Genomic DNA, 24,900 nt, shown 5'->3' on the forward strand with positions numbered 1-24,900 from the left:
AGACTCGCCCGAATGACATCAATCGCAGCCACCATCGCGAACGAAATCAATGTGCGGGACAACCAGGTCGAGCAGGCGCTGAAACTGCTCGCGGAGGGCAACACCGTCCCGTTCATCGCCCGCTACCGCAAGGAGGCCACGGGCGGCCTCGACGACGCGCAGTTGCGCCACATCGAGGAGCGCAACACGTACCTGCTCGAGCTCGCCGAGCGCAAGCAAGCCGTGCTGGAAAGCATCGAAGAGCAGGGAAAACTTACCGACGAGCTGAAGCAGGCGATCCTCGCCGCCGACACGAAGGCGCGTGTGGAGGACCTCTACCTGCCGTATAAGAAGCGCCGTAAGACCAAGGCTGACATCGCGCGCGAGGCGGGGCTTGAGGCGTTGGAGCAGCAGCTTATCGACGACCCTTCGGCCAACCCCGAAACCTTGGCCGAGGCCTACTTCTCGGAAGGCTTCCCGGATGCGAAGTCTGCGCTCGAGGGTGCCCGCGCGATCCTGGTGGACCGCTTCGCCACGGACGCGGACCTGGTCGGCGAGGTGCGTGACCGCGTGTACACCCAAGGCACCATGCGCTCCTCCGTGGTGGAGGGCAAGGAGACCGAGGGCGCGAAGTTCGCGGACTACTTCGAGTTCTCCGAGCCGTTTGAGAAACTGCCCAGCCACCGCATCTTGGCGCTGCTGCGCGGCGAGGCCGAGGGTGTGCTCACACTGGATATGGACCCGGGCGATGAGGCTGTGTACGAGGGCATGATCGCGGAGCGCTTCGACCTGCCGGTCAAAGACTCTGAGTGGCTGGCCAAGGCGGTGCGCTGGGGTTGGCGCACCAAGCTGCAGGTCTCCGCGAACCTGGATACCCGCATGCGGTTGAAGGAGAAGGCGGAGGAGGGCGCGCTGCAGGTGTTCAAGACCAACCTGCGCGACGTGCTGCTAGCCGCGCCCGCCGGCCAGCGCGCCACACTGGCGCTGGACCCGGGCTACCGCAACGGCGTGAAGTGCGCTGTGGTGGACGAGACCGGCAAGGTGCTGGCCACCACGATTGTTTACCCGCACCAGCCGCAGAATCGCTGGGATGCCTCGCGCGCGGAGCTGGCGTCGCTGGCCGCGCAGCACGGCGTGGAGCTCATCGCAGTGGGCAACGGCACCGCCTCGCGCGAGTCGGAAAAACTCGCGGGCGAGGTGGCGGACCTGATCGCCCAGGCCGGCGGGAAGCGGCCGACCCCGGTGGTGGTGTCCGAATCCGGCGCGTCGGTGTACTCCGCCAGCCAGATCGCGGCGGAGGAGTTCCCGGACATGGACGTCTCCCTGCGCTCGGCGGTGTCCATCGCGCGCCGCCTGCAGGATCCGCTGGCGGAGCTGGTCAAGGTGGACCCGAAGTCCATCGGCGTGGGCCAGTACCAGCACGACGTGAACCAGACCGCGCTCGCCCAGACTCTGGACGCGGTGGTGGAGGACGCGGTGAACTCCGTCGGCGTGGACGTCAACACCGCCTCGGCGCCGCTGCTCGAGCGCGTGGCTGGCCTGTCGGGCACGGTGGCGAAAAACATCGTGGCCTACCGCGACGAAAACGGCCGGTTCACCACCCGCAAGGAGCTGGGCAAGGTGCCGCGCCTGGGCCCGAAGGCGTTCGAGCAGGCCGCAGGCTTCCTGCGCATCCAGGGCGGGGCCAACCCGCTCGACGGCTCCGCGGTGCACCCGGAGGCCTACCCGGTAGTCGAGCGCGTCGCCCAGGCCACGGGCCTGAGCACCGAGCAGCTCATCGGCAACACGGCGGTGCTGACCAAGCTCGCGCCGGCTGATTTCGCCGACGAGCAGTTCGGCGTGCCCACCGTCACCGACATCCTCGCGGAGCTGGACAAGCCGGGCCGAGACCCGCGCCCGGAGTTCAAGACAGCCGAGTTTAAGGAAGGCGTCAACGAGGTCAAGGACTTAAAACCCGGCATGATCCTGGAGGGCACGGTGACCAACGTCGCCGCCTTCGGAGCGTTCGTGGACGTGGGCGTGCACCAGGACGGCCTGGTCCACGTCTCTGCCATGAGCCACACGTTCGTCTCGGACCCGCACGAGGTGGTGCGCTCCGGCGAGGTGGTGAAAGTCAAGGTCATGGACGTCGACGTGGCCCGCAACCGCATCGGCCTGAGCTTGCGGCTTGAGGACGAGCCGGGCCAGCCGGCGCAGAACAAACCGCGCAAGCAGCGCAGCCGGAAGCGGGGTAAACCGGAGGGACGTCGAGAAGCATCCGGCTCCATGGCCGACGCGCTGAAGCGTGCCGGATTTGGGAAGTGACCGGCGCATATGTAAAATGCTGCAGGTTCTTGTAATCGACATGAACCGGCCGAGCGCCCCAGATGGGGAAGTGCCGCCAGGGTCCTCTGTCCGAACACGTAAAGGATTGCTTTCATGAGCAACGGCATCATTGATCTTGTTGACGCAGGCCAGCTGCGCGACGACATCCCGGACTTCCGCCCGGGCGACACCCTCGACGTCCACGTCAAGGTTATCGAGGGTTCTGTGACCCGTACGCAGGTCTTCACCGGCTTTGTGGTCCGCCGCCAGGGCGACGGCATCCGCGAGACCTTCACCGTGCGCAAGGTTTCCTTCGGTATCGCGGTTGAGCGTACCTTCCCGGTGCACTCCCCGAACATCGAGAAGATCGAGGTTGTGCGCAAGGGCGACGTCCGCCGCGCCAAGCTGTACTACATGCGCGACCTGCGCGGCAAGGCTGCCCGCATCAAGGAGCGCCGCTAGTTTCAGCGCGCTAGAGTGCCCCGTCCGAGTTCGCTCGGGCGGGGCACTTTGCTTGTCGACGCCTCCCGCGGTGCTAACGTATCCCGGGTGACCAACGTGAACGGACCCGCAGGCGAGCCTTCCGCGCCGAAGCCTGCACAGCCCCACAACCCCTACGCCGCCGAGCCGCGCCGTGACGCGGCCCCGGTGGCGCAGCGCCCGGCCGCGGACGAGCCAGAGGAGAAAAAGGAGCTTCCCTGGTACGTGGAGATCCCGGTCGTGGTGGTGCTGACGCTGCTGATCATGTTTGTGATCCAGACGTTCATCGGCCGCCTCTACGTCATCCCGTCCGCTTCTATGGAGCCCACGCTGCACGGAGAATCCGGTTCCGGTGACCGCATCTTCGTGGAGAAGGTCAGCTACTACTTCTCCGAGCCGGAGCCGGGCGACGTGATCGTCTTCGCCGGCACCGACTCGTGGAACACGGGCTTTGACTCCAACCGTTCCTCCAACCCGGTCATCCGTGGCATGCAGGAGGTCGGTTCCTGGGTGGGGTTGGTGCCGAAGGACGAGAACACTCTGGTCAAGCGCATCATCGCCACCGGCGGGCAGACGGTGTCCTGCCAGGCGGGGGACCCGGCGATCATGGTGGATGGCAAGCCGATCGACCAGTCCTACACCCTGCAGCCGAACTTCTACCCGGTGGATGAATCCACGGGCTCCGACGCCTGCGGTGGTCCGTTCTTCGGCCCGGTGACGGTGCCGGAGGGCAACTACTTCATGATGGGCGACAACCGCACCAACTCCCTGGATTCGCGCGCACACATGGGCGACCAGTTCCAGGGCACCATCCCGGAAGAGAACATTCGCGGCAAGGTCAAGGCTGTGGTCTTCCCTCTCAACCGCATGCAAGGCGTGGGCGACCCGGACATCCAGCAGTAGGCCCGTGCGGCGCTTAAAGCAGCTGCGCACCTACGAGGTCGCCCTGGACAAGGCCGGCTTCGGCCCGGTGGCGGGGGTGGACGAGGCCGGCCGCGGCGCGTGTTTCGGCCCCATCACCATCGCCGCGTGCGTGCTGCCGACACAACCTCAGCCGGCGCTGGAGGAGCTCACGGATTCCAAGAAGCTCACCGCCCGCAAGCGCGACATGTTGTTCGACGCTGTGCAAGAAATTGCGGTGGCGTATTCGGTGGTGCACATCCCCGCGGCCGAGATTGACCGGCGCGGTATCCAGCGCGCCAACCTCGACGGCGCGCGCCGCGCCATCGCCGGGCTTTCGGTTAAGCCGGGTTATGTGCTTATCGACGCATTCCGTATCCCGGGCCTGCCCTCACCCCAACTGCCGGTGGTGGGAGGCGACTACACGGCCCGCTGCATCGCCGCGGCGAGCGTGCTGGCGAAGGTGAGCCGGGACCGGCTGGTGTGCGAGATGGCCCAGAAGTTTCCCCAGTATGGGTTGGAGGGCCACAAGGGGTATTCCACGAAGGTGCACATGGACGCGGTGCGCCGCCACGGTGCGAGCCCTGAGCACCGTTATAGTTATGCGAACGTCAGGGACGCTGACGACTTCTATTGGCAGTCCAGCAAGAAGGGGCAGGCATGAGCGCCGAGGATCTTGACAACTACGAGGCTGACGTCGAGCTTTCCCTCTACCGCGAGTACCGGGACGTGGCCAGCCAGTTCTCCTACGTGGTGGAAACGGAGCGCCGGTTCTACCTGGCCAACGGCGTCAAGCTCATCCCGCACACCGACGGCGGCGACGTCTACTATGAGGTGCTGATGTCGGACGCGTGGGTGTGGGACATGTACCGCGCGGTGCGCTTCGTGCGCTATGTGCGCGTGATCACCTACAAGGACGTCAACATCGAGGAGCTGGACAAGCCCGATCTGACCTTCCCGGAGTAGGGCTGTAGCGAGCCGTTTGTAAAACTCGGCGTGTCGCGCGTTGCGTCAGGCATTTACCTGGCCAAATACCGGTGCGGTCGCCGAGTTTTGCAAAACTGCCCGCGCCATGGAACCGCGGCGGGGCCTTTTGCGTCTGATAGAGGACCAACATTTTTGGCAACTCTATGAAACGGGGAGGCACCGTGCAGGTGAACTATCAGGACCAGTGGGAGCTGGGCAGGGCTGGCGAGCACGCAGCCATCAGGTGGTACGAGGACGAGGGCTACACGCTGTTGGGCCAGCGGCAACGCATGCGGGCGGGCGAGATCGACGCCGTCGTTGAGGACGAGGACGGCACCGTCGTCTTCGTGGAGGTGAAGTCGCGCCGCGGCACCGCGTTCGGCGCCGCGGAAGCGGTGACAACCAAGAAGCTCAACACCATGCGCCGGTGCGCGGCGCAGTGGCTGGACAAGCATGCGCAGGGCCAGTACCGCCCGATCCGCCTCGACGTGGTGGAGGTGGTCTTCGACGGCGAGGACTACATCCTGCGCCGGTTCCCGGGGGTGGAAGATGGCGCTTGCTAGCACGATGAGTGCGACCGTGGAGGGGGTCACCGCCCGCTTGGTCACGGTGGAGGCTAACGTCGGCGCCGGGTTGCCCGGCATGCACATGGTGGGCCTGGGGGACGCTGCGGTGAAAGAGTCGCGCGATCGCATCCGCACCGCGATTTCGAATTCTGCCCTGCCGTGGCCGCGCACGAAGATCATGGTGTCGCTGTCACCCGCGCATCTGCCCAAGGCCGGTTCGCACTTCGACCTACCCATCGCGCTGGCGGTGCTGGGAAGTCTGGACCCGCGGGTGGAGCGCAGGCTCGCATCCACCATGTTCTGCGGGGAGCTGGCCCTGGACGGGACTTTGCGACGGGCCGAAGGCGTGCTGCCGATGCTCATCGCAGCATTCGACGCGGCAGGCCCAATCCGCACCGTCGTCGTGCCCAGGGCCAACGCCGAAGAGGCTGCGCTGCTGGGCCGCCGGGAGGTGCTGGTGGCGGATTCGCTTGCGCAGGTGTGGCAGTGGATCACCGGCGAAGCGGAGCTGGAACCTGCCACAGCGCCGGAAGCGGCCGCGCTGCAGCGGGCGGTGCCGGATTTCCAGGACCTGGCGGGGATGTCCGAGGAGCGCGAGGCACTCGAGGTGGCCGCGGCCGGCGGCCACCACGTGATGATGATCGGCCCGCCGGGCTCGGGCAAGTCCATGCTGGCGGAGCGAATCCCGTCGATTCTGCCGCCGATGGATGTGCAGGAGATGGTTGAGGTCACCGCCATCCACTCCGCGGCCGGGGTTTCCGGCGGCGGGGTAGTGGAAACTCGGCCGTTTATCGCCCCGCACCCCTCGCTGACGCGTGCGGCGCTGATCGGCGGGGGAGGTGGCACGCCGACCCCAGGCGTGGTGAGCCAGGCGCACCGCGGGGTGCTGTTTTTGGACGAGGCCTCCGAGATCCCGGCGCCCGTCCTCGACGCGCTGCGCATCCCGCTGGAAAAGCGGGAGGTGCGGCTGACTCGGGCGCGAAGGGAAGTGGTCTACCCGGCGGATTTCCAACTGGTGCTGGCGGCGAACCCGTGCGCCTGCCAGCGGATCAAGGGGCAGTGCACGTGCAAGTCTCCGCAGCGTGCGCGGCACTTGAGCAACGTCTCCGGCCCGTTGAAGGACCGCCTGGACGTCTTCATCACCACTGCTGGTGACGCGGCGGTGCTCAGCCCGAGGGACGCGGAGCCGTCGATTAGCATCGCGCAGCGCGTGGCTTCCTCCCGCGAGCGCGCCGCGGCCCGGTGGGCGAAGGCGGGCTGTAACGAGACCGTCAACGGGCGTGTGCCGGCGACCTTAATCCGGAGGCATTTCCCCGCCAAGGAATCGGCGATGGCGATGCTGCAGGCCGCGTTGATGGAAGGCAAGATCACGCAGCGCGGGGTGGATAAATGCCTGAAGTTGGCTTGGACGCTCGCGGACTTAGAAGAGATGGACCAGCCGGACATCCACCATGTCTGCCGTGCCGTGGAGATGCGTGAGCACCAGCTGCAGCAGGAGGTGGCGTAGATGTCTTCCCTGGAATCTTGGGCCTACCTTTCGCGAGTGGTAGAAGGGCCGTCGTACCACATTCAAGCGATGTTGCGTGTGGGCAAGACCGCAGACGAGATCGCCGACGGCGTGCGCACCCGCGCCACCTGGATCGGTGGCCTGCTGTCCCAGACCGAGAACCGCTACACCTGGGACCGCCCGGCCGAGGACCTCGAGTTCGCCGCGGAGCTCGGCTACACGCTGCTCACGCCGGAGTCGCCGCAGTGGCCGGCGGAGGCGATTGCGTGCTCGTTCGGCCGCCAGCAAACGGGGGCGGCGAACAAGGCCAGTCACCAGCCGGACGGCATAGCGCCGCACGCGCTGTGGGTTGCGGGAAACACCAACCTGCCGGGGCTGTTCGCCCAGTCCGTCGGCGTGGTGGGCACACGCCACGCCACCAAGTACGGCCATATGGCAACCAAAGATCTTGTTGCCGGGCTGGGCGGGCACAACTACACGGTTGTCTCCGGCGGTGCGCTGGGCATCGACACAGTTGCCCACACGACGGCCATGGATGTGAACACCCCGACCGTGGTGGTGGCGGCCTGCGGGCCTGGCGAGCACTACCCGCGCTCCAACAAGGCGCTCTTCGAGCGCGTGGTGGCCACAGGCGGCGCGTTGGTCACCGAATATCCGCCCTCTGTCACGCCAGACAGGCACCGCTTCCTCACCAGAAACCGCCTCGTGGCGGCGCTGACGCTGGGCACCGTGCTGGTGGAAGCGCCGTTTCGCTCCGGGGCCTTAAACACCCTGAAATGGGTCAACGTGTTCAACCGCACCGCCATGGCGGTGCCGGGGCCGGTCACGGACGCCCAATCCCTCGGCGCGAATCTGGCCATCCAGAGCAACGAGGCTGAGATGGTGCTCAACGCCGGCCAGATCCACGAGCAGCTCTCCGCCGTCGGCGAATACAGCGCCGAGGAACAGATGGAGATGCAGTACCCGCCGAGCGTGACCCAGCAGCTCTCCCGCAACGAGCTGCGCATTTACGACGCCCTGCCGCCCGCCGGCCGCACCGGCCGGGAAGCCGAGGCAGTGGCGGCGGATTCGGGGCTTTCCATCGCGCTGACGGTGCACATCCTGATGGACCTATCCAAGCGCGGGCTGGTGGAGCGCGACAAGCGCCTCTGGTCGCGGGTGGAACAGCCCGAGTAAGGGGAGCGAGTACACTGCCGTGACATGAGTGAACAGCTGGGGCAAGTCCAGGCGGCGGTGGACGACTTCGCCGAATACGCCGAACTTGTCCTCGGCCGCTCCCCAAACACAGTCAAGGGCTACGCCGCGGACCTGAAAGGGCTCGCGGGCTACGCGGACACTTTTGAGGCGTTCACCCTCGACGCGCTGCGGCGCTGGCTGGCCGATGCCATGAGCGCTGGCAAGAGCCGGGCCACGCTGGCGCGCCGCACCGCCGCCGCCCGCGCCTTTTCCACCTGGGCCTACCGGCAGGGCTACATCTCCACCGACGCCGCCGCACGGCTGAAGGCACCCAAGGTCAGCCGCCCGCTGCCCACGGTGGTCAAAGGCGAGCGCGCCGGGGAGCTCGTGGAGGCGGGCACGGCCGACGACGCCCACCCGGCCGAGTACCTGCGTGACCGCGCCATGCTCGAGCTGCTCTACGCCACCGGCATCCGCGTCGGGGAGCTGACGGGCTTAAACCTCGGCGACGTGGACTTGGCCCGCGGTCTCGCGCACGTCACCGGTAAGGGCAACAAGCAACGCGTCGTGCCGTTCGGCGACGAAGCCGCGGCGGCCGTATCCGAGTGGCTGGAGTTCGGCCGCGCGGAACTCGCTTCCGACACGCAGGCGATGTTCGTCGGCTCCCGCGGCGGGCGCATCGACCAGCGCCAGGTGCGCCGCATCGTCGAGCGCGCCGGGCAGCGCGCCGGGGTAGAGCACGTCAGCCCGCACACGCTGCGCCACACCACCGCCACCCACATGCTCGAAGGCGGGGCGGACCTGCGCGTGGTGCAAGAGATGCTCGGCCACACCAGCCTGCAAACCACGCAGATCTACACCCACGTCTCCGCGCAGCGGCTCAAGCGCGTCTACGACCAGGCGCACCCGCGCGCGTAGAAGAACCGTCCATGGGTTTGAGCCGGATCCGCGGCGCCTCTAATAACGTGAGCGGGTCGATGTAGGAGTCCTTACCCACAAGGGCACCCCAGTGCAGCCCGTCGTGGGAGCCGGTAAACCCCGCGGGCGCGTGCGCGAGAGTGCCGATCGGCTCGCCTTCTCGCACCGTGTCGCCGGCGGCGAGCGGGGAGCGCACCGGCTGATACGTGGTGCGGATCCCGCCGGCGTGGTCGACGGAGACCACCGGGGTGCCGGCCACCACGCCAACAAACGCCACCACGCCGTCGCCTGCGGCAAGCACGTCAGCGCCGAGGCGCAGCGGCAAGTCCACGCCGCGGTGGCCGGGCTTCCAGTTCTGCTCCGGGATGTCCGCGGGCCGCGACACCGCCGCCGGGTGCGGGGTGCCGGCGGCGGGATCGACCCAGGCGGCTGCCGGGGCGGCGCAGGTGGCGGTGGCGAGGATGAGGGCGGTGGTGGACCGGAGGATCGTCGATAGGCGCATGAGTGAATACGAGCACGCCGAGGGCAAGAAAACTAGACCGGTGACGGAAATCTGTGGATAACCCGCCGCCCGCCGCGGCGTTATCCACAGAAGGCGCTGTTGAGATTAGGTTTCGTGGGCGCGGGCGGGTAGTGTTGCACGGGCAGCTTTTATGGGCTGACTACGCGCGCCGGATAATGCCTGCTCAGCGACGGTCCCTCTCACAGGGTGCAGGGCGAGCACGGTGCCAGGGTGCGGGATAAAAACCCGCACGTGAGACATGCAAGTAACCGAACTACTTTCTCCGAAGGAGACAAAACCATGGCAGTTGTAACCATGCGTGAACTCCTCGACGCCGGTGTGCACTTCGGCCACCAGACGCGTCGCTGGAACCCGAAGATGCGCCGCTTCATCTTCACCGACCGTAACGGCATCTACATCATCGATCTGCAGCAGACGCTGACCTACATCGATGAGGCCTACGAGTTTGTCAAGGAAACCGTCGCACACGGCGGCACCATCCTGTTCGTCGGCACCAAGAAGCAGGCACAGGAGCCGATCCAGGAAGAGGCGCAGCGCGTCGGCATGCCGTACGTGACGCACCGCTGGCTGGGCGGCATGCTCACCAACTTCCAGACCGTGTCCAAGCGCATCGGCCGCATGAAGGAACTGCAGGCCATGGACGCAGCCGAGGACGGCTACGCAGGCCGCGGCAAGAAGGAAGTCCTCATGCTCACCCGTGAGCGCGTCAAGCTCGAGCGTGTGCTGGGCGGCATCGCCGACATGACCAAGGCGCCGTCCGCGCTGTGGATCGTGGACACCAACAAGGAGCACATTGCCGTCAACGAGGCGCAGAAGCTGCGCATCCCGGTGGTTGCCATCCTGGACACCAACTGCGACCCGGACGTTGTCGACTTCCCGATCCCGGGCAACGACGACGCCATCGGCGCCGTGAAGCTGCTCACCCACATCGTGGGTGAGGCTGTCATCGCCGGTAAGCAGCAGCGCGAGGAGCGCCAGCTCGCTTCCGCACGCGACGCTGCAGGTGACAATGACGCGAAGCGTCAGGCTGAGGCTGCCGAGGCAGCTGCGCAGGCCGCCGCTTCCGAGGAGGTTTCCGCAGCCGACGCAGCGAAGGCTGCCGTCGCAGCTGAGTCCGCGGCTCCGCAGGAGGTCGCGGAGGTTGAGCAGCCGCACGCTGTCCGCGCAGCTGAGCAGGCTGAGACCAAGGCGAACGAGTCCGGCGACGGGTCTGCAACCCAGGCGTAAGCTTTACGGCTCACGCCACCTGCACGCCACCTGCACGCGCACCCCGCGTTCCGCTCACGCCCGCCGGCTTTCACGCCCGGGACAGTGCGGGCGCGGGGTGTTTTGTGTGCGCCCCCGCTCCAAGCCGTGCCACAGTGAGTACTGTCGGCTACGCTTGAAACGGTTTGAACACTTTTAGCAACACTTTCACGAGGAGGATCGCCCACTATGGCGAACTACACTGCTGCTGACGTCAAGAAGCTCCGCGAGACCACCGGCTCCGGCATGCTCGACTGCAAGAAGGCACTCGAGGAGACCGGCGGCGACTTCGATAAGGCCGTCGAAAACCTCCGCATCAAGGGCGCGAAGGACGTGGGCAAGCGCGCAGAGCGCAACGCCCTCGAGGGCCTGGTCGCCGTCTCCGGCAACACCATCGTCGAGATCAACTCTGAGACCGACTTCGTGGCCAAGAACCAGGAGTTCAAGGACATCGCCGCCCAGATCGCTGACGCTGCCGCCGCAGTGAAGGCGAACTCCCAGGAGGAGCTCGCGAACGCAGACGTGAACGGCCAGACCGCGCACGACGTCCTGGAAGCTCTCTCCGCCAAGATCGGCGAGAAGCTCGAGCTGCGCCGCGCCGCCACCATCGAGGGCGAGCAGGTGGCGAAGTACCTGCACCAGAAGGCCGCAGACCTGCCGCCGGCAGTCGGCGTGCTCGTGTCCTACACCGGCGACAACGCTGAGGCCGCGCACCAGGTCGCTCTGCAGATCGCCGCGATGAAGGCCCGCTACCTCAACCAGGAGTCGGTCCCGGCCGACGTCATTGAGAAGGAGCGCGCGGTCCAGGAAGAGATCACCCGCAACGAGGGCAAGCCGGAAGCTGCCATCGCCAAGATCGTCGAGGGCCGCATGGGCGGCTTCTTCAAGGACGTTGTCCTGCTGGATCAGCCGTCCCTGGCGGATTCCAAGAAGACCGTTAAGCAGTTCGCCGAGGAGAACGGCATCGAGGTCACCGACTTCGTCCGCTTCGAGGTCGGCCAGGCTTAAGCTTTTCAGCGCAAAGTTGCGCTAACTGCAAGCCCCGCACCGCTTCCGCCCAGTTGGGCCGGTGGCGTGTGCGGGGCTTCGTCGTCGAGCAAAAAGTGCCCGAAGCGCACGTTTCGGTACCCGCGCGAAAGCGCGTCTAGAATCGTCTGCGAACATCTGCACATCCCGCCGCGCAAAAGGAGCGAATTTCGGTGACTGACCTCAATCCCAGCCGCACAGGTTTCAAGCGAGTGATGCTGAAGTTGGGCGGTGAAATGTTCGGCGGAGGCAAGGTCGGCATCGACCCGGATGTGGTCGAGTCCGTCGCCCGCCAGATCGCAGACGTGGCACGCGCAGGCACCGAGGTCGCCGTGGTCATCGGCGGCGGCAATTTCTTCCGCGGCGCCGAGCTGCAGCAGCGCGGCATGGACCGCGCCCGCTCCGACTACATGGGCATGCTGGGCACGGTGATGAACTGCCTGGCGCTGCAGGACTTCCTGCAGCAGATGGGCGTGGACTGCCGCGTGCAAACCTCCATCAACATGGCCCAGATCGCCGAGCCGTACCTGCCGCTGCGCGCCGCCCGCCACCTGGAGAAGGGCCGCGTGGTCATCTTCGGCGCCGGCATGGGCATGCCGTACTTCTCCACGGACACCACCGCCGCCCAACGCGCGCTCGAGATCGGTTGCGAGGTGCTGCTGATGGCCAAGGGCGTCGACGGCGTGTACGACTCCGACCCGCGCGAGAACCCGGACGCGAAGCTGTACTCCGAGATCTCCCCGCGCGAGGTCATCGAAAACGGACTGAAAGTCGCCGACGCCACCGCGTTCAGCCTCTGCATGGACAACAACATGCCCATTTTGGTGTTCAACCTGCTGGAGGAGGGCAACATCGCCCGCGCCGTGTCCGGCGAGCAGGTGGGCACGCTGGTGGCCTAAGCGCGCAACAGCTCGGCGTGCGCCGCCAAGCCGAGCAACTCCGGGCCGCTAAGTGTCAGGCTGCCCAGATGCACCCCCGCAAGAGCGATTGCGGGGGTGCGCAGCATATTGAACACCGAACACCACGGCGACCACTCGGTCTGCGCGTGGAAGCTATCCTCGGGAGACAGCGCGGGGAAGTAGCCGAGCGGGGGCGGATCGAACGCGATGGTGGGGCAGAGCACCACATCCACGCCCCACTGCGCCGCAAGCAGCGCGGGCAGCTCGCGCGTGTGCGCTTTCGCCGCGGCGATCTGCTCTGGCCGCAGGCGGTGCGCTTCCTCCTTCAGCCACGCGATGTAGCCGCTGTCCAGCGGGTCAACATTCTTGAACGAGCGCGTGATTGTGGTGCTGAAGTGCGCGTACGTTTCGCGCGACTCGGCGTACGGGGAAATCTCCACCACATCGTGGGCGCGTCCAAGGGCAGCAGCAAGCTTCTCGACGTCAGCTCCGCGCCCCTCCGACACCTCAGGGTCCGCGAACACGCCCCGGGTGAGCACACCGATGCGCAGCCTTCTTGCTGCGGGTGGTGTCCAACCGGTGAGCGTGAACAGATCCGCGACGTCGCGGGTGAAAAACCCGTGGGCGGACAGCTCGTGGCTAGCAAGCTTCAGCCCCACCACCCCGCAGGCCGCGGCCGGCACGCGGATCGAGCCGCCGGCGTCGGTGCCGTGGGCGGCGCGCACCGTGCCGTCCGCCACCACGACTGCGGCGCCCGCGGAGGAGCCGCCGGGGGTGCAGCCGGGGAAGGCGGGCGATTCTAGCACGGCCACGCCGGGGCGCTCCGCGTAGCAGGTGGCGCCGAGCTCGGAAGTCAGGGTTTTGGCGTGGACGCGCGCTCCGGCGTCGATAAGCATCTGCGCGAACGGATCCGTCTCCCGCGCGATGTAGGTGCGGGCGGGGTTGCCGTGCGTGGTGGGCATGCCTGCGACATCGGTGCCGTCTTTGATCGGGACGCTCCAGCCAGAAAGACGCCCGCCGGGCGGGCCCGTGAGCGCAGCGCCAGGCGGCGCGACGAACGTGAAGGCTGGGTGCGGCATGGCGACAGTCTAGGCACGCGGCAAGCGCTGGTAAGTTAAGGGGGACGCAAACCCGAGAAACGATAGGGGTAAGAACCATGATTGATGACGTTTTGCTGGACGCCGAAGAGCGCATGACCGCCTCCGTTGAACACACCCGAAACGAGCTGGCCACCATCCGCACCGGCCGCGCCAACCCGGCGATGTTCAACGGCGTGATGGCGGACTTCTACGGCGCGCCCACCCCGATCAACCAGATGGCCACCATCTCGGTGCCGGAGCCGCGCATGCTTTTGATCAAGCCGTACGACATGTCCACCATGGGCGAGATTGAAAACGCCATCCGCAACTCCGACCTCGGCGTGAACCCGACCGACGACGGCCAGGTCATCCGCGTGACCATCCCGCAGCTGACTGAGGAGCGCCGCAAGGAGCTGGTCAAGCAGGCCAAGCAGAAGGGCGAGGACGGCAAGATCGCCATCCGCAACGTGCGCCGTCAGGGCATGGAAGCGCTGAAGAAGATTCAGAAGGACGGCGACGCAGGCGAGGACGAGGTGCAGACCGCAGAAAAGGCGCTGGACAAGACCACCCAGGGCTACGTCGGGCAGATCGACGAGATCGTGCAGCGCAAGGAAAACGAGCTGCTGGAGGTCTAAGCCGACGTGTCGAAGGCGCAGACGGAAACCACCGAGATGGGTGCGGCCGTGAGCGATGCTCCGGAGGCACCTGAGGCCACCCCGAGCCGCTGGCCCAGCCGCGCCCCGAAGCCGAAGAACAAGGCGGGGCGCAACCTGCCGGCGGCGATCGCGACCGGCGTGGTGCTCGGCGCGCTGGTGATCGCGGCGGTGTGGATCGGGCCGGTTGCCTGGTACCCGCTGGTCGCCGTCGCCGTGGCGCTGGCCATGTGGGAGGTGATGACGCGCCTGCGCGAGGCCGGCTACGTCCAGCCGCGCACGCTGATGATCATCTTGGGCCAGGCCATGCTCTGGCTGTCCGTGCCATACGGCACTACTGGCCTAGTGGCTGGATTCGCCTTCACAGTGCTGGTGGTGATGTTCTGGGGCATGTTCCACCAGGGCAGGCACCACCAGCCCGAGAACTACCTGCGGGACACCGCAGTTGCGATTTTCGTGCTCGCGTGGATCCCGCTGTTCGGCACATTCGCGGCCATGATTTCCCGGATCACCGAGGCCGGGGTTGACGGCTCCGCCTACATCGTGGCGTTCATGCTGTGCGTCGTGGCCAACGATGTCGGCGGATACGCCGCGGGAGTGATGTTCGGCTCCCACCCGATGGCCCCGGCGGTCAGCCCGAACAAGTCCTGGGAAGGCTTCGCCGGATCCATGACCGCGGGCATCATCACCGGCGTGCTGGTGGTGACCTTCCTCATCCACGGCCCGTGGTGGATGGGCATCGTGCTCGGCATCGCCCTGGTTATTTGCGCGACCATGGGCGATTTGGTGGAAAGCCAGTTCAAACGCGAGCTGGGCATCAAGGACATGTCGGACCTGCTGCCGGGCCACGGCGGCATCATGGACCGCCTCGACGGCATGCTGCCCGCCGCGGCGGCGACGTACATCCTGCTCACCACCATCGCGCTGATGAACGGTTAGCCGGCCGGTTCTCAGCCCGCGCCAGACTCGAAATTCGCGGCGCGACGTGCCAAGATGGGGCGCACTATGAGCGATTTCCCCCAGATCCAGCTGCTCGCGCCGAAGCGCGGCATGCCGCCGAAGCACTTCGCGGACTTGAGCAAAGACGAGCGCATCGACGCGCTCAAGGAACTCGGCCTGCCCAAGTTCCGCGCCGACCAGATCGCGCGCCACTACTACGGCAAGTTCGAAGCTGACCCGTTGACCATGACGGACCTGCCGGAGGCACAGCGCCAAACTGTCAAGGACGCGCTGTTTCCCACGCTTTTGGCGCCGGTGCGCACGGTAGAGACCGATGAGGGCGACACGACGAAGACGCTGTGGCGGCTTCACGACGGCACCCTGCTGGAATCCGTCCTCATGCGCTACCCGGGCCGCGCCACCCTGTGCATCTCCTCGCAGGCCGGTTGCGGCATGGCCTGCCCGTTCTGCGCCACCGGCCAGGGCGGGCTGGACCGCAACCTGTCCGTGGCAGAGATCGTCGACCAGGTCCGCGCGGCCGCGGCGATGATGGCCGCGGAGGGCTCGCGCCTGTCCAACATCGTGTTCATGGGCATGGGGGAGCCGTTGGCCAACTACAAGCGCGTTGTGGAGGCGGTGCGCCAGATCACGCAGCCGTCCCCGGACGGCTTTGGCATCTCCCAACGCAACGTCACCGTCTCCACGGTGGGGCTTGCCCCGCAGATCCGCATGCTCGCGGACGAGGGGCTGTCCTGCACCCTGGCGGTGAGCCTGCACACGCCTGACGACGAGCTCCGCGACGAACTCGTCCCCGTCAACAACCGCTTCGCAGTGTCCGAAGTACTGGACGCCGCCCGCTACTATGCGGACGAGACCGGCCGCCGCGTGTCCATCGAGTACGCCCTGATCCGCGACATGAACGACCACGACTGGCGCGCGGACCTGCTGGGAAAGAAGCTGCACTCGGCGCTGGGATCGCGCGTGCACGTCAACGTGATCCCGCTCAACCCCACCCCGGGCTCGAAGTGGGACGCCTCGCCGAAGGCCCGCCAGGACGAGTTCGTCCGCCGCGTGGCCGCCCAGGGCGTGCCGTGTACAGTGCGCGACACCAAGGGCCAGGAAATCGCAGCCGCCTGCGGCCAGCTCGCCGCCGACGAGGACGCCAGCTAGCCGCTTAGCTTCTGCCGAGCTTACAACCCTCCCGAGCACGCCTCCGCGCACAGACCCCCAGTACAGGACCCCTAGTATGCCCAAAATAGGGCCATACTAGGGGTCTCTTGCTCTGGGTCTGCGGATTCGGGCCAAGGCGGAAAGGGGAGGTGGCGAGTGGGGTGCAAGGCGAGCAAACGGGCACGAAAAAACCGCCAGCGGCGGGGCTGGCGGTGACGGTGCCGTCGAGAAGCTTAGATGCGCTCGTGCTTGCCGCGGGACTCGACGGTGATGACCTCAACGTCCTCGCGCTGGTGCGCCGCATCGACCGGGCGGGAAGCGCTGCGCTCGACCACGCGCTCCTGGCCGCGTGCCGGACGCAGGTGGGCGACGCGGCCCGGCTCGATGTTCAGGGCGCGCAGCTGGGAGTCGGAGAGGTTTTCGTACACATCACCGGAGAGGGTGGCCTGGTTGTAGATCCAGTCCGGCTCCTGGTGGCCCACAGGCTTGTTGTGGGACGTGACGGTGCGCACCTGGTTCAGCTTCGGCTTGGTCGCGTGCAGGATCAGGCCGAGTGCGATCAGCACAGCCAGGGAGATGAGCCAGATGGTCTCGACGTGGCCCTGGTGGTTGCCAAAGTTGTAGGCAATGAGGAACAGGACGGAGATCCAACCGGCGATCTGGATGGTGCGGTCAGTGAACGCGCTCCAGCCGAAACGGGCAGACGGAACGTCCGCCTCAGAAACACCGTTGTACACCTGGGGTGCGTTTTCCTTCGCGTGGGCCACTGGAATGCTCCTTCAAAGCCTGGTTAGCGGTTGCCAAGATTGGTAAAACTTTCAGCGCCTATCATCGCACACCGGGTGGGGCAGAGGGGACTTCCAACCCCCAATGTGTTCAAACTTTCGCACCACAGTCCACGGGATTAGGCCCGCACAGTGCCAGAATGTGCTGTTTCATGTCACAATAGGCACGTGAAGAATGTAATCATCTTGGGCTCGACAGGTTCTATCGGTTCTCAGGCGATTGATGTCATCCGCAAACATAGAGACCAGTTCAACGTGGTCGGCATCGCCACCGGCGGAACCAACCCTGACCGGGCGATTGAGCAAGCCCGCGAATTCGGCCTCAGCGCCGACCAGATTGCCGTGCGCGATCTGGAAGGAGCCAAGAAGGTGTCGAAGGCGCTCGGCGGCTTCGTCATTACCGGCGACACCTGCGCGGCCGCGCTGGTGGAGTCGCAGGAGGCGGACCTGGTGCTCAACGCACTGGTCGGCTCTGCTGGCCTGCCGGCCACCCTCGCCGCGCTGAAGTCGGGTGCGACGCTGGCGCTGGCGAACAAGGAGTCGCTTGTCGCTGGCGGCCGCTTCGTGCTAGAGGCGGCGAAACCCGGACAGATTGTCCCGGTGGACTCCGAGCACTCCGCGATGGCGCAGGCGCTGCGCTCCGGTGACCGCGGGGATGTGTCCCGCTTCGTCCTCACTGCCTCCGGTGGTCCGTTCCGTGGCAAGTCCCGCGAGGAGCTCATGGAGGTCACCTACGAGCAGGCCGTGGACCACCCGACGTGGTCTATGGGGTCGATGAACTCGCTGAACTCCGCGACGATGGTGAACAAAGGCCTCGAGCTCATCGAGACATCGCTGCTGTTCGACGTGGACCCGGACGACATCGATGTGACCGTCCATGCGCAGTCCATCGTCCACTCCATGGTGACGTTCACCGACGGCGCGACCATCGCCCAGGCGTCTCCGCCGTCGATGATGCTGCCGATCTCCCACGCGCTGAATTGGCCCAACCGTATCCCGGAGGCGCAGCCTGCCCTGGACTTCTCGCAGTCCTTCGAGTGGACCTTCGAGCCGCTGGATGAAGATGCGTTCCCGGCGGTGAAACTTGCCCGCCAGGCCGCGGAGAAGGGTGAGCCGTACCCGGCGATTTACAATGCGGCCAACGAAGTTGCTGTGGACGCGTTCGTGGAAGGCCGCATCAAGTTCCCGCACATCGTGGACATCATCGCCGAGGTCCTCGACGGCGCAAGCGATTTCGCGGAGGCGCCTGCTGACGTCAACGCGGTCCTGCGCACCGAGTCCCGCGCCCGCGAGCGCGCGGAGGCTGTTGTCGAGCGCATCGCCAGCGCGTAGCGCGCAAGGGGTTTTGTGGGTGCGCTAGGCATTCTGGCGTTCGCGCTTGCGATCGCCGCGTCCATTGCGCTGCACGAGGCCGGGCACATGTTCACTGCCCGCGCCTTCGGCATGCGCGTGCGTCGCTACTTCATCGGTTTCGGGCCCACGGTGTGGTCGACCACGAAGGGCCACACCGAGTACGGCGTCGCCGCGCTGCCGTTCGGCGGGTTCTGCGACATCGCGGGCATGACCGCCATGGATCCCCTCACGCCCGAGGAGGAGCCGCACGCGATGGTGAACAAGCCGGCGTGGCAGCGCATCGCGGTGCTCGCAGGCGGCATTGTGATGAACCTGCTCATCGGCGTGATAATCACCTACTTCGTGGCGGTGTTCTCCGGCATTCCGAACCCGGACGCGGATTTTACCCCGCGTGTGGGCAAGACGGTGTGCGTGGCGGACCAAGTGGATGCGGAGACGCTGGGGGAGTGCTCCGGCGCGGGTCCGGCTGGCCAGGCCGGTGTCCAAGCAGGCGACACGTTGGTGGCGCTGAATGGGCAGAAGATTGAGCAGTTCGGGCAGTTGCGCGATGCCGTCGCGAAGCAGCCCGGCGAAACGGTGGCCCTCGAGGTGCTGCGCGGCGGTGAAACTATCACTATCGACGTCCCCGTCGCCGAGGTGGAGCGCATCGACCCGGCCACCGGCGAGCGCGTCACCCAGGGCGCGGTGGGCATCGCCCCCGCGCCTGTGCCCGACGCGGTGAAGCAGTACGGGCCCGCCGAGGCTGTGCCCGCAACCTTGCACTTCACCGGCCGGATGTTGCGCGCGACAGTGGACGGCATCGCGTCGTTCCCGGCGAAAATCCCCGGCGTTGTGGCCTCCATTTTCGGCGCGGAGCGCGACATCGAAGGCCCGGTCAGTGTCATCGGCGCCTCGCGCGCCGGCGGCGAGCTGGTGGAGCAGGACATGTGGTCCGCGTTCTGGATGATGCTGGCCAGCCTGAACTTCTTCCTCGCCCTGTTCAACCTTGTGCCGCTGCCGCCGCTGGACGGCGGGCACATTGCGGTGGTGCTGTACGAAAAGATTCGCGATGCTTTACGACGCCTCCGTGGCCTCGGCCCGGGCGCTCCCACGAACTACGAAAAGCTCATGCCCTTGACGTACGCCATGGCAGCGCTGCTGCTCGGCGTCGGTGTGTTGGTCATGGCCGCGGACGTGGTCAACCCCGTCCGAATTTTTGGCTGACGGTGCTAGAGTTAGCCACCATGAACACCCCCATCGGATTAGGCATGCCCGAAGGCCCGGCACCGACTTTGGCTCCGCGCCGCACTACCCGTCAGCTGATGGTGGGCGATGTCGGTGTCGGTTCGGATCACCCGATTTCTGTGCAGTCCATGACCACGACGAAGACGCACGACATCAACGCCACGCTGCAGCAGATCGCGCAGCTCACCACCGCAGGCTGCGACATCGTGCGCGTGGCCTGTCCGAAGACCGTGGATGCGGAGGCCCTGCCGGCGATTGCCGCGAAGTCGCCGATCCCGGTGATCGCGGACATCCACTTCCAGCCGAAGTACATCTTCGCGGCCATCGATGCCGGCTGCGCGGCCGTGCGCGTGAACCCGGGCAACATCAAGGAGTTCGACGGCCGCGTTAAGGAGGTGGCCAAGGCTGCGGGGGACGCGGGTATCCCGATCCGCATCGGCGTCAATGGCGGCTCCCTGGACAAGCGCCTGCTGGAGAAGTACGGCAAGGCCACCCCGGAGGCGCTCGTGGAGTCCGCGATCTACGAGGCCGGACTGTTCGAGGAGTACGGCTACGGCGACATCGCCATCTCGGTGAAGCACTCCGACCCGGTGCTGATGGTGGAGGCCTACCGTCAGCTCGCGGAGAAGACCGACTACCCGCTGCACCTCGGCGTGACTGAGGCAGGCCCGAAGTTCATGGGCACCATCAAGTCCTCCGTGGCGTTCGGCGCGCTTTTGTCGCAGGGCATCGGCGACACGATCCGCGTGTCCCTGTCCGCGGACCCGGTGGAGGAGATCAAGGTCGGCGACCAGATCCTGCAGTCGATGAACCTGCGCCCGCGCAAGCTGGAGATCGTCTCCTGCCCGTCGTGCGGTCGCGCCCAGGTGGACGTGTACAAGCTCGCCGAGGAGGTCACCGCCGGCCTGGACGGCATGGAGTTCCCGCTGCGCGTGGCCGTGATGGGATGCGTTGTCAACGGCCCGGGCGAGGCGCGCGACGCCGATCTTGGTGTGGCGTCCGGCAACGGCAAGGGCCAGATCTTTGTCAAGGGCGAGGTCGTGGAGACCGTGCCGGAGTCCAAGATCGTGGAAACGCTCATTGATTACGCGCACCGCATCGCCGAGGAGGAAGGCCTCGAGGAGGTCGCCGGCGCTAAGGCCGAGGTCAAGGTCACTCGCTAACATGCTGCGTCGCCGTGTCGCGGGGATTGCGGTGGTGGCGCTGGCGGCGTCGATAAGCAGTTGCACCCCGCGCCCCAACGACGCCGAACCTGCCGCCTCCGATTTCCTCAGCGCGCTGGAAAAGCGCGAGGTGAATTCGGCGCTGATTGACAACGCCTCCGCCGCCGAAACCTCGCTGAATGAGACGTGGGGCGGGTTGCAGGCGGAGAGCCTGAGCGCATCGCTTATCGACGTCAACCAGGACGACAACCTGGCCACCGCCACTTACGAGCTGCGCTGGGACCTGCCCCGCGATCGTGATCTGACGTACCAGGCGCAGATGACGCTGACGCAGAGCGGCGATACGTGGAACGTGCGCTGGCAGCCGTCCATGCTGCACCCGCGGCTGGGTGCGAACCAGCATTTGGAGTTGCGCGCGGTGGCGCCGTCGCAGGCGAGTGTGGTCTCCTCCGACGGGGTGGAGTTGCTGAAGCCCGGCACCGCCTACCGGGTGTTGGTGGACACGGATGAGATGCGCAGCGCCGGGGCAGCAGCCGCGGGAATTAGTGCGGCGCTAGCGAAGGCGCACGAGGTGGACCGCGGGGCGCCCCTGCGCGACGCAGAGGACATTGCCAAAGAGCTACAGGACGCCACTGGTACATACTCCGTTGCCGTGGTTCCTGCGCCCGCCCGCGACGCGTTCGAGTCCGCGCTTGCTGGCGAGCCCGGTGTGCGGTTGAACGAGGAGGCCGCGATGGTCAACGCGCAGCCCGATTTCGCCCCCGACATCATGGCGCGCGTGGGCGAGCTGGTGCGCGACGATTTACAGGGCGATACCGGTTGGAGCGTTGATGTGGTCAACGAAAACGGCGCCTCCTACGAAGAGATTAAGCGCCAGGACGCCGCTCCCGCGCCTGCGGTCCATATCAGCCTGGACCACCGCATTCAGCGCGCCGCGGAGACGGCCTTGGAGCCTGTTGCGGGCCAGCAAGCCATGATTGTGGCCATTCGGCCGTCCACAGGCGGGATCCTGGCCATTGCGCAAACGCCGGCCGCGGACGCCGGCGGCAACCTGGCCACAATGGGCCAGTACCCGCCGGGCTCGACGTTCAAGATCCTCACCGCATTCGCCGGACTGACCAAACAGGGCCTGATCCCGGGTTCACCGGTGCCGTGCCCGGGCACGATGAACATCTTCGGGCGCACCGTGACCAACTACGCCGGCTTCGGCATGGGAACAGTGCCGCTGGAGACCGCATTCGCGCGCTCCTGCAACACCACGTTCGCGGATATTTCCACGAAGCTGGCGCCGGGAGAGCTGCAGGATATTGGCAAACAGTTCGGTCTGGGCTTGGACATGGAGATCCCCGGGGTGGAGACCATCACAGGTTCAATCCCAGAGGGCGAGGAGCCGCTGGACCGCACCGAAGCCGGCTACGGCCAGGGCCTGGATCTGGCCAGCCCCTTCGGCATGGCCCTGGTCTCCGCCGCGGCTGCGCGCGGCTCGTTGCCAGTGCCGTACCTGGTGGAGGGCGAGGAAACGAAGCTCAGCGAAGAGGCCCCGCCGATGGACCCGCAGGCGGCTGAGGAACTGCGCCAGATGATGGCCGCGGTGACCGGGCCCGGCGGTACAGCGAGCGCGTTCACCGCGGGCGGGGATATCCGCGGCAAAACAGGTGAGGCCGAGATCAACGAAGGATCCCACTCGTGGTTCACCGGCTACCGTGCGGACGACGACATCGCCTTTGCCACCTTGGTTGTACTCGGCGGCGGTTCTGAGGCCGCCGTGGCGCTTTCGGACCGGATGCTGCTGAACCTCGACGCGCCCGCCCAGTAGGTCCCCTGGTGGGGTATACGGGCCTGTTTGACCGCAGGTCTACCATTGGGGACATGAATAACCGAGGTCTACTCACCCCAGGAAAACCCACCCCAGAGCGCAAGGTGCCAAAGTCCATTGAGCGCCCCGAGTACGCATGGAAAGACGAGGTCCAGGAGAACGTCGGCGAGCCGGTCATCCAGACCCCGGAGACCATCGAGGCAATGCGCGAGGCCTCCAAGATCGCGGCGAACGCGCTCGCGCTTGCAGGTGCCGCTGTAGCGCCGGGCAAGACCACCGACGAGATCGACGGCATCGTCCACGACTACTTGGTGGAGCACGGCGCGTACCCGTCGACGCTGGGCTACCGTGGGTACCCGAAGTCCTCCTGCATCTCGCTGAACGAAATTGTCTGCCACGGCATCCCGGACACCACAGTGATCCAGGAGGGGGACATCGTCAATATCGACGTCACCGCCTACAAGAACGGCGTGCACGGCGACACGAACGCCACCTTCTTCGCCGGTGAGGTGACACAGGAGCACAAGGATCTTGTGGACCGCACTTACCAGGCGATGATGCGCGGCATTAAGGCCGCCAAACCCGGCCGCCAGATCAACGTGATCGGCCGAGTGATCGAGTCTTACGCAAAGCGCTTCGGGTACAACGTGGTCACCGACTTCACGGGCCACGGCGTGGGCACCACATTCCACAACGGCCTGGTGGTGCTGCACTACGATTCCGACGCTTACACGGACGTCCTCGAGCCGGGCATGACGCTGACCATTGAACCGATGATCAACCTCGGCGAGCTGCCGTACCGCATATGGGACGACGGCTGGACGGTGCAGAACATCGACGGCGAGTACACCGCCCAATTCGAGCACACCATCGTCATCACCGACGACGGCAATGAGATCCTCACCATCCCGGACGCGGACGTCGCCGCCGGGCAGCACATGCTGGGGGAGTAGGACCCGAAACTGCAAAACGGGCCGGTACGGAGCAACTCCGTACCGGCCCGTTTCGCTTGCGAACTAACTCCAAACACAACGAAACCCCACTGCTACGCGCAATGGGGTGTCGTGGCTTAGCCGCAAGGTTTACTTGCTGAGCGGGTGCTGGATCCAGCCGTTGTAGAAGGCGAAGTTGAAGCCAGCGATGACGAGGCCAACCAGGGCGCCGATGGCAGCGACGATGGAGCCGTCGATCCAGTAGCGAGCCCACTGCGGGACGTCCTCAGCGTTGGTGGTGTTGCCGAAAGCGTCGGTCGGGTAGAACGGCTTGTCCTTGTCATCAAAGTACTGGGAAGAACCCTTGCCGCCGAAGAGGCCCTCGGTGCCGTCGCTGACGACCTTACCGAAGTCCTTGTCGCCCTCCTGCTTGCCGACGAAGACAACAGCCTTGTCGTTGGAGGTGGTCTCGTTCTGAGCATCCTCAGCGGACGCGATTGCGGTGCCGCCAGCGAGGACGGTCAGAGCGGTTGCGGAAGCAACTGCAGCGGTGCGGAAGTTACGCATCGTTTTCCTTCTTTCGAAATGTGAGTGGAATTGGTTTGCGGAAGTCCGCGGTCTTAGAAGTTGAATTCGCCGTGAACGAAGAAGTTGTACAGCGGGCCAACGATGAGGCCGACGAGTGCGGAGACAGCGGTGAAGATGGTTGCGCCGTACGCGAGACGAGCGTAACGCGGCTGCTCACCGAAGTTATCCTTCTTGCTGCCGAAGATCGCCTCGCCGTCGGTGCCGCGCAGGTTGCCGTCCTTGTCGCGGAACTCGAGCCACTCGGACTGGACGATCTTGTTGGAGGAAGCCGGCTCAACGCCGTCCTTGCGGTCCTTGTCTGCGACCGGACGGGACGGTGCGACGTAGGTGTTCTCTGCCGCGGTGTTGTCCTCAGTGGTCTCGGCGGTTGCGACTGCGGTGGAGCCGAATGCCACAGCGACGGCGGTTGCGCCGGCGAGGGCTGCCTTACGGAAATTACGCATGAAACGAAATCCTTCTCTGATAGTTCTTGCACGACGTCCGGGTGGAATTCAAAGAATCCCAGGGGCATTGAGCTCCTAGGACCGATAGCAAGCCCGGTGGGCTCGGTCCCGGTGTCTGCACCGACAATAGCCGAACACTTCCAGACGTATGCAAGTTGACGCTTAAAATTTTTCAAAAGTTCAACCAAAGGTTGGAAAGCTTGGCGTTCGCTGAAAAGATTGGGGTGCACCAAATATCTTTTACGTGCCCTTTTCGCCAGCTGTGT

The 24,900-nt window shown here is 66.0% G+C and carries 25 protein-coding genes; 20 read left to right on the forward strand and 5 right to left on the reverse strand.

Features of this window, described 5'->3' with window-relative positions; genetic code table 11:
- Positions 1 to 12: 12 nt before the first annotated feature.
- The 9 genes from QP996_RS01095 (at position 13) to QP996_RS01135 (ending at position 8,796) form a co-directional block, all read left to right on the forward strand.
- Positions 13 to 2,283, forward strand: coding sequence for a Tex family protein (locus tag QP996_RS01095; protein WP_284870781.1), 2,271 nt, complete (start codon positions 13 to 15; stop codon positions 2,281 to 2,283).
- Between the two features lie 114 nt (positions 2,284 to 2,397).
- Entirely contained in the window at positions 2,398 to 2,745 is a 348-nt protein-coding gene (rplS, locus tag QP996_RS01100; RefSeq protein WP_194559489.1) for a 50S ribosomal protein L19, read from the forward strand.
- A 186-nt stretch (positions 2,746 to 2,931) separates the two neighbouring features.
- Complete coding sequence (lepB, locus tag QP996_RS01105; protein WP_284870909.1) at positions 2,932 to 3,666, forward strand: signal peptidase I; 735 nt, start codon at positions 2,932 to 2,934, stop codon at positions 3,664 to 3,666.
- 4 nt (positions 3,667 to 3,670) lie between these two features.
- The gene (locus QP996_RS01110) at positions 3,671 to 4,327 is read left to right on the forward strand and encodes a ribonuclease HII (RefSeq protein ID WP_284870784.1); all 657 of its coding nucleotides are present in this window, start codon (positions 3,671 to 3,673) and stop codon (positions 4,325 to 4,327) included.
- Entirely contained in the window at positions 4,324 to 4,629 is a 306-nt protein-coding gene (locus QP996_RS01115) for a DUF2469 domain-containing protein (RefSeq protein WP_034998651.1), read from the forward strand. Before QP996_RS01110 ends, QP996_RS01115 begins: the two co-directional genes overlap by 4 nt.
- Positions 4,630 to 4,811: 182 nt before the next feature.
- The gene (locus QP996_RS01120) at positions 4,812 to 5,192 is read left to right on the forward strand and encodes a YraN family protein (RefSeq protein ID WP_284870785.1); all 381 of its coding nucleotides are present in this window, start codon (positions 4,812 to 4,814) and stop codon (positions 5,190 to 5,192) included.
- Positions 5,179 to 6,702, forward strand: coding sequence for a YifB family Mg chelatase-like AAA ATPase (locus QP996_RS01125; RefSeq protein ID WP_284870786.1), 1,524 nt, complete (start codon positions 5,179 to 5,181; stop codon positions 6,700 to 6,702). Before QP996_RS01120 ends, QP996_RS01125 begins: the two co-directional genes overlap by 14 nt.
- Positions 6,703 to 7,878, forward strand: a complete 1,176-nt coding sequence (locus QP996_RS01130; protein WP_284870787.1) for a DNA-processing protein DprA — start codon at positions 6,703 to 6,705, stop codon at positions 7,876 to 7,878.
- Between the two features lie 24 nt (positions 7,879 to 7,902).
- On the forward strand, positions 7,903 to 8,796 hold the full coding sequence (locus QP996_RS01135) for a tyrosine recombinase XerC (RefSeq protein WP_284870789.1): 894 nt from the start codon (positions 7,903 to 7,905) through the stop codon (positions 8,794 to 8,796).
- Here the strand turns inward: QP996_RS01135 and QP996_RS01140 are convergent.
- The gene (locus QP996_RS01140; protein WP_284870790.1) at positions 8,759 to 9,298 is read right to left on the reverse strand and encodes a M23 family metallopeptidase; all 540 of its coding nucleotides are present in this window, start codon (positions 9,296 to 9,298) and stop codon (positions 8,759 to 8,761) included. The genes QP996_RS01135 and QP996_RS01140 overlap by 38 nt on opposite strands.
- 300 nt (positions 9,299 to 9,598) lie before the next feature.
- Here QP996_RS01140 and rpsB point away from each other — a divergent pair, with 300 nt between their 5' ends.
- From rpsB to pyrH, 3 genes are all read left to right on the forward strand, one after another.
- Positions 9,599 to 10,546: a 30S ribosomal protein S2 gene (rpsB, locus tag QP996_RS01145; RefSeq protein ID WP_284870791.1), complete on the forward strand. Its 948-nt coding sequence runs from the start codon at positions 9,599 to 9,601 to the stop codon at positions 10,544 to 10,546.
- Positions 10,547 to 10,753: 207 nt separating this feature from the next.
- Positions 10,754 to 11,572 carry a translation elongation factor Ts gene (gene tsf, locus QP996_RS01150; RefSeq protein WP_284870792.1) on the forward strand — a complete coding sequence of 273 codons (819 nt, stop codon included), beginning with the start codon at positions 10,754 to 10,756 and terminating at the stop codon, positions 11,570 to 11,572.
- A 233-nt stretch (positions 11,573 to 11,805) separates the two neighbouring features.
- The gene (gene pyrH / locus QP996_RS01155) at positions 11,806 to 12,489 is read left to right on the forward strand and encodes a UMP kinase (protein ID WP_284870910.1); all 684 of its coding nucleotides are present in this window, start codon (positions 11,806 to 11,808) and stop codon (positions 12,487 to 12,489) included.
- On the opposite strand, the gene QP996_RS01160 is transcribed toward pyrH, so the two are convergent.
- Positions 12,486 to 13,568, reverse strand: a complete 1,083-nt coding sequence (locus QP996_RS01160; RefSeq protein ID WP_284870793.1) for an amidase family protein — start codon at positions 13,566 to 13,568, stop codon at positions 12,486 to 12,488. The genes pyrH and QP996_RS01160 overlap by 4 nt on opposite strands.
- Positions 13,569 to 13,645: 77 nt before the next feature.
- Here QP996_RS01160 and frr point away from each other — a divergent pair, with 77 nt between their 5' ends.
- The 3 genes from frr to rlmN all read left to right on the forward strand — a co-directional run bounded on the left by frr (position 13,646) and on the right by rlmN (position 16,330).
- Entirely contained in the window at positions 13,646 to 14,203 is a 558-nt protein-coding gene (frr, locus tag QP996_RS01165; protein WP_284870794.1) for a ribosome recycling factor, read from the forward strand.
- A 6-nt stretch (positions 14,204 to 14,209) separates the two neighbouring features.
- The gene (locus QP996_RS01170; protein WP_284870796.1) at positions 14,210 to 15,160 is read left to right on the forward strand and encodes a phosphatidate cytidylyltransferase; all 951 of its coding nucleotides are present in this window, start codon (positions 14,210 to 14,212) and stop codon (positions 15,158 to 15,160) included.
- 66 nt (positions 15,161 to 15,226) lie between these two features.
- Positions 15,227 to 16,330: a dual-specificity RNA methyltransferase RlmN gene (rlmN, locus tag QP996_RS01175; RefSeq protein ID WP_284870798.1), complete on the forward strand. Its 1,104-nt coding sequence runs from the start codon at positions 15,227 to 15,229 to the stop codon at positions 16,328 to 16,330.
- Positions 16,331 to 16,563: 233 nt separating this feature from the next.
- Here the strand turns inward: rlmN and QP996_RS01180 are convergent, their stop codons facing one another.
- The gene (locus QP996_RS01180; RefSeq protein ID WP_502870087.1) at positions 16,564 to 17,097 is read right to left on the reverse strand and encodes a DUF2631 domain-containing protein; all 534 of its coding nucleotides are present in this window, start codon (positions 17,095 to 17,097) and stop codon (positions 16,564 to 16,566) included.
- Between the two features lie 186 nt (positions 17,098 to 17,283).
- Here QP996_RS01180 and dxr point away from each other — a divergent pair, with 186 nt between their 5' ends.
- From dxr to map, 5 genes are read left to right on the forward strand one after another with little or no spacing between them, the layout of a single operon-like run.
- Positions 17,284 to 18,447, forward strand: a complete 1,164-nt coding sequence (dxr, locus tag QP996_RS01185; protein ID WP_284870799.1) for a 1-deoxy-D-xylulose-5-phosphate reductoisomerase — start codon at positions 17,284 to 17,286, stop codon at positions 18,445 to 18,447.
- Positions 18,448 to 18,462: 15 nt separating this feature from the next.
- Positions 18,463 to 19,671, forward strand: coding sequence for a M50 family metallopeptidase (locus QP996_RS01190; protein ID WP_284870801.1), 1,209 nt, complete (start codon positions 18,463 to 18,465; stop codon positions 19,669 to 19,671).
- 20 nt (positions 19,672 to 19,691) lie between these two features.
- Entirely contained in the window at positions 19,692 to 20,855 is a 1,164-nt protein-coding gene (gene ispG, locus QP996_RS01195; protein WP_284870802.1) for a flavodoxin-dependent (E)-4-hydroxy-3-methylbut-2-enyl-diphosphate synthase, read from the forward strand.
- Between the two features lies 1 nt (position 20,856).
- Entirely contained in the window at positions 20,857 to 22,671 is a 1,815-nt protein-coding gene (locus QP996_RS01200; protein WP_284870803.1) for a penicillin-binding transpeptidase domain-containing protein, read from the forward strand.
- Positions 22,672 to 22,724: 53 nt separating this feature from the next.
- Entirely contained in the window at positions 22,725 to 23,624 is a 900-nt protein-coding gene (gene map, locus QP996_RS01205) for a type I methionyl aminopeptidase (RefSeq protein ID WP_284870805.1), read from the forward strand.
- A gap of 129 nt (positions 23,625 to 23,753) precedes the next feature.
- On the opposite strand, the gene QP996_RS01210 is transcribed toward map, so the two are convergent.
- Positions 23,754 to 24,170 (reverse strand): hypothetical protein, encoded by a 417-nt coding sequence (locus QP996_RS01210; RefSeq protein WP_284870807.1) that lies wholly within the window; start codon positions 24,168 to 24,170, stop codon positions 23,754 to 23,756.
- A gap of 53 nt (positions 24,171 to 24,223) precedes the next feature.
- A complete protein-coding gene (locus tag QP996_RS01215) occupies positions 24,224 to 24,634 on the reverse strand; it encodes a hypothetical protein (protein WP_284870808.1) in 411 nt (136 codons plus the stop codon).
- Positions 24,635 to 24,900 lie beyond the last annotated feature (266 nt).

It is taken from the genome of Corynebacterium sp. MSK008 (assembly GCF_030232585.1).
Lineage (GTDB): Bacteria > Actinomycetota > Actinomycetes > Mycobacteriales > Mycobacteriaceae > Corynebacterium.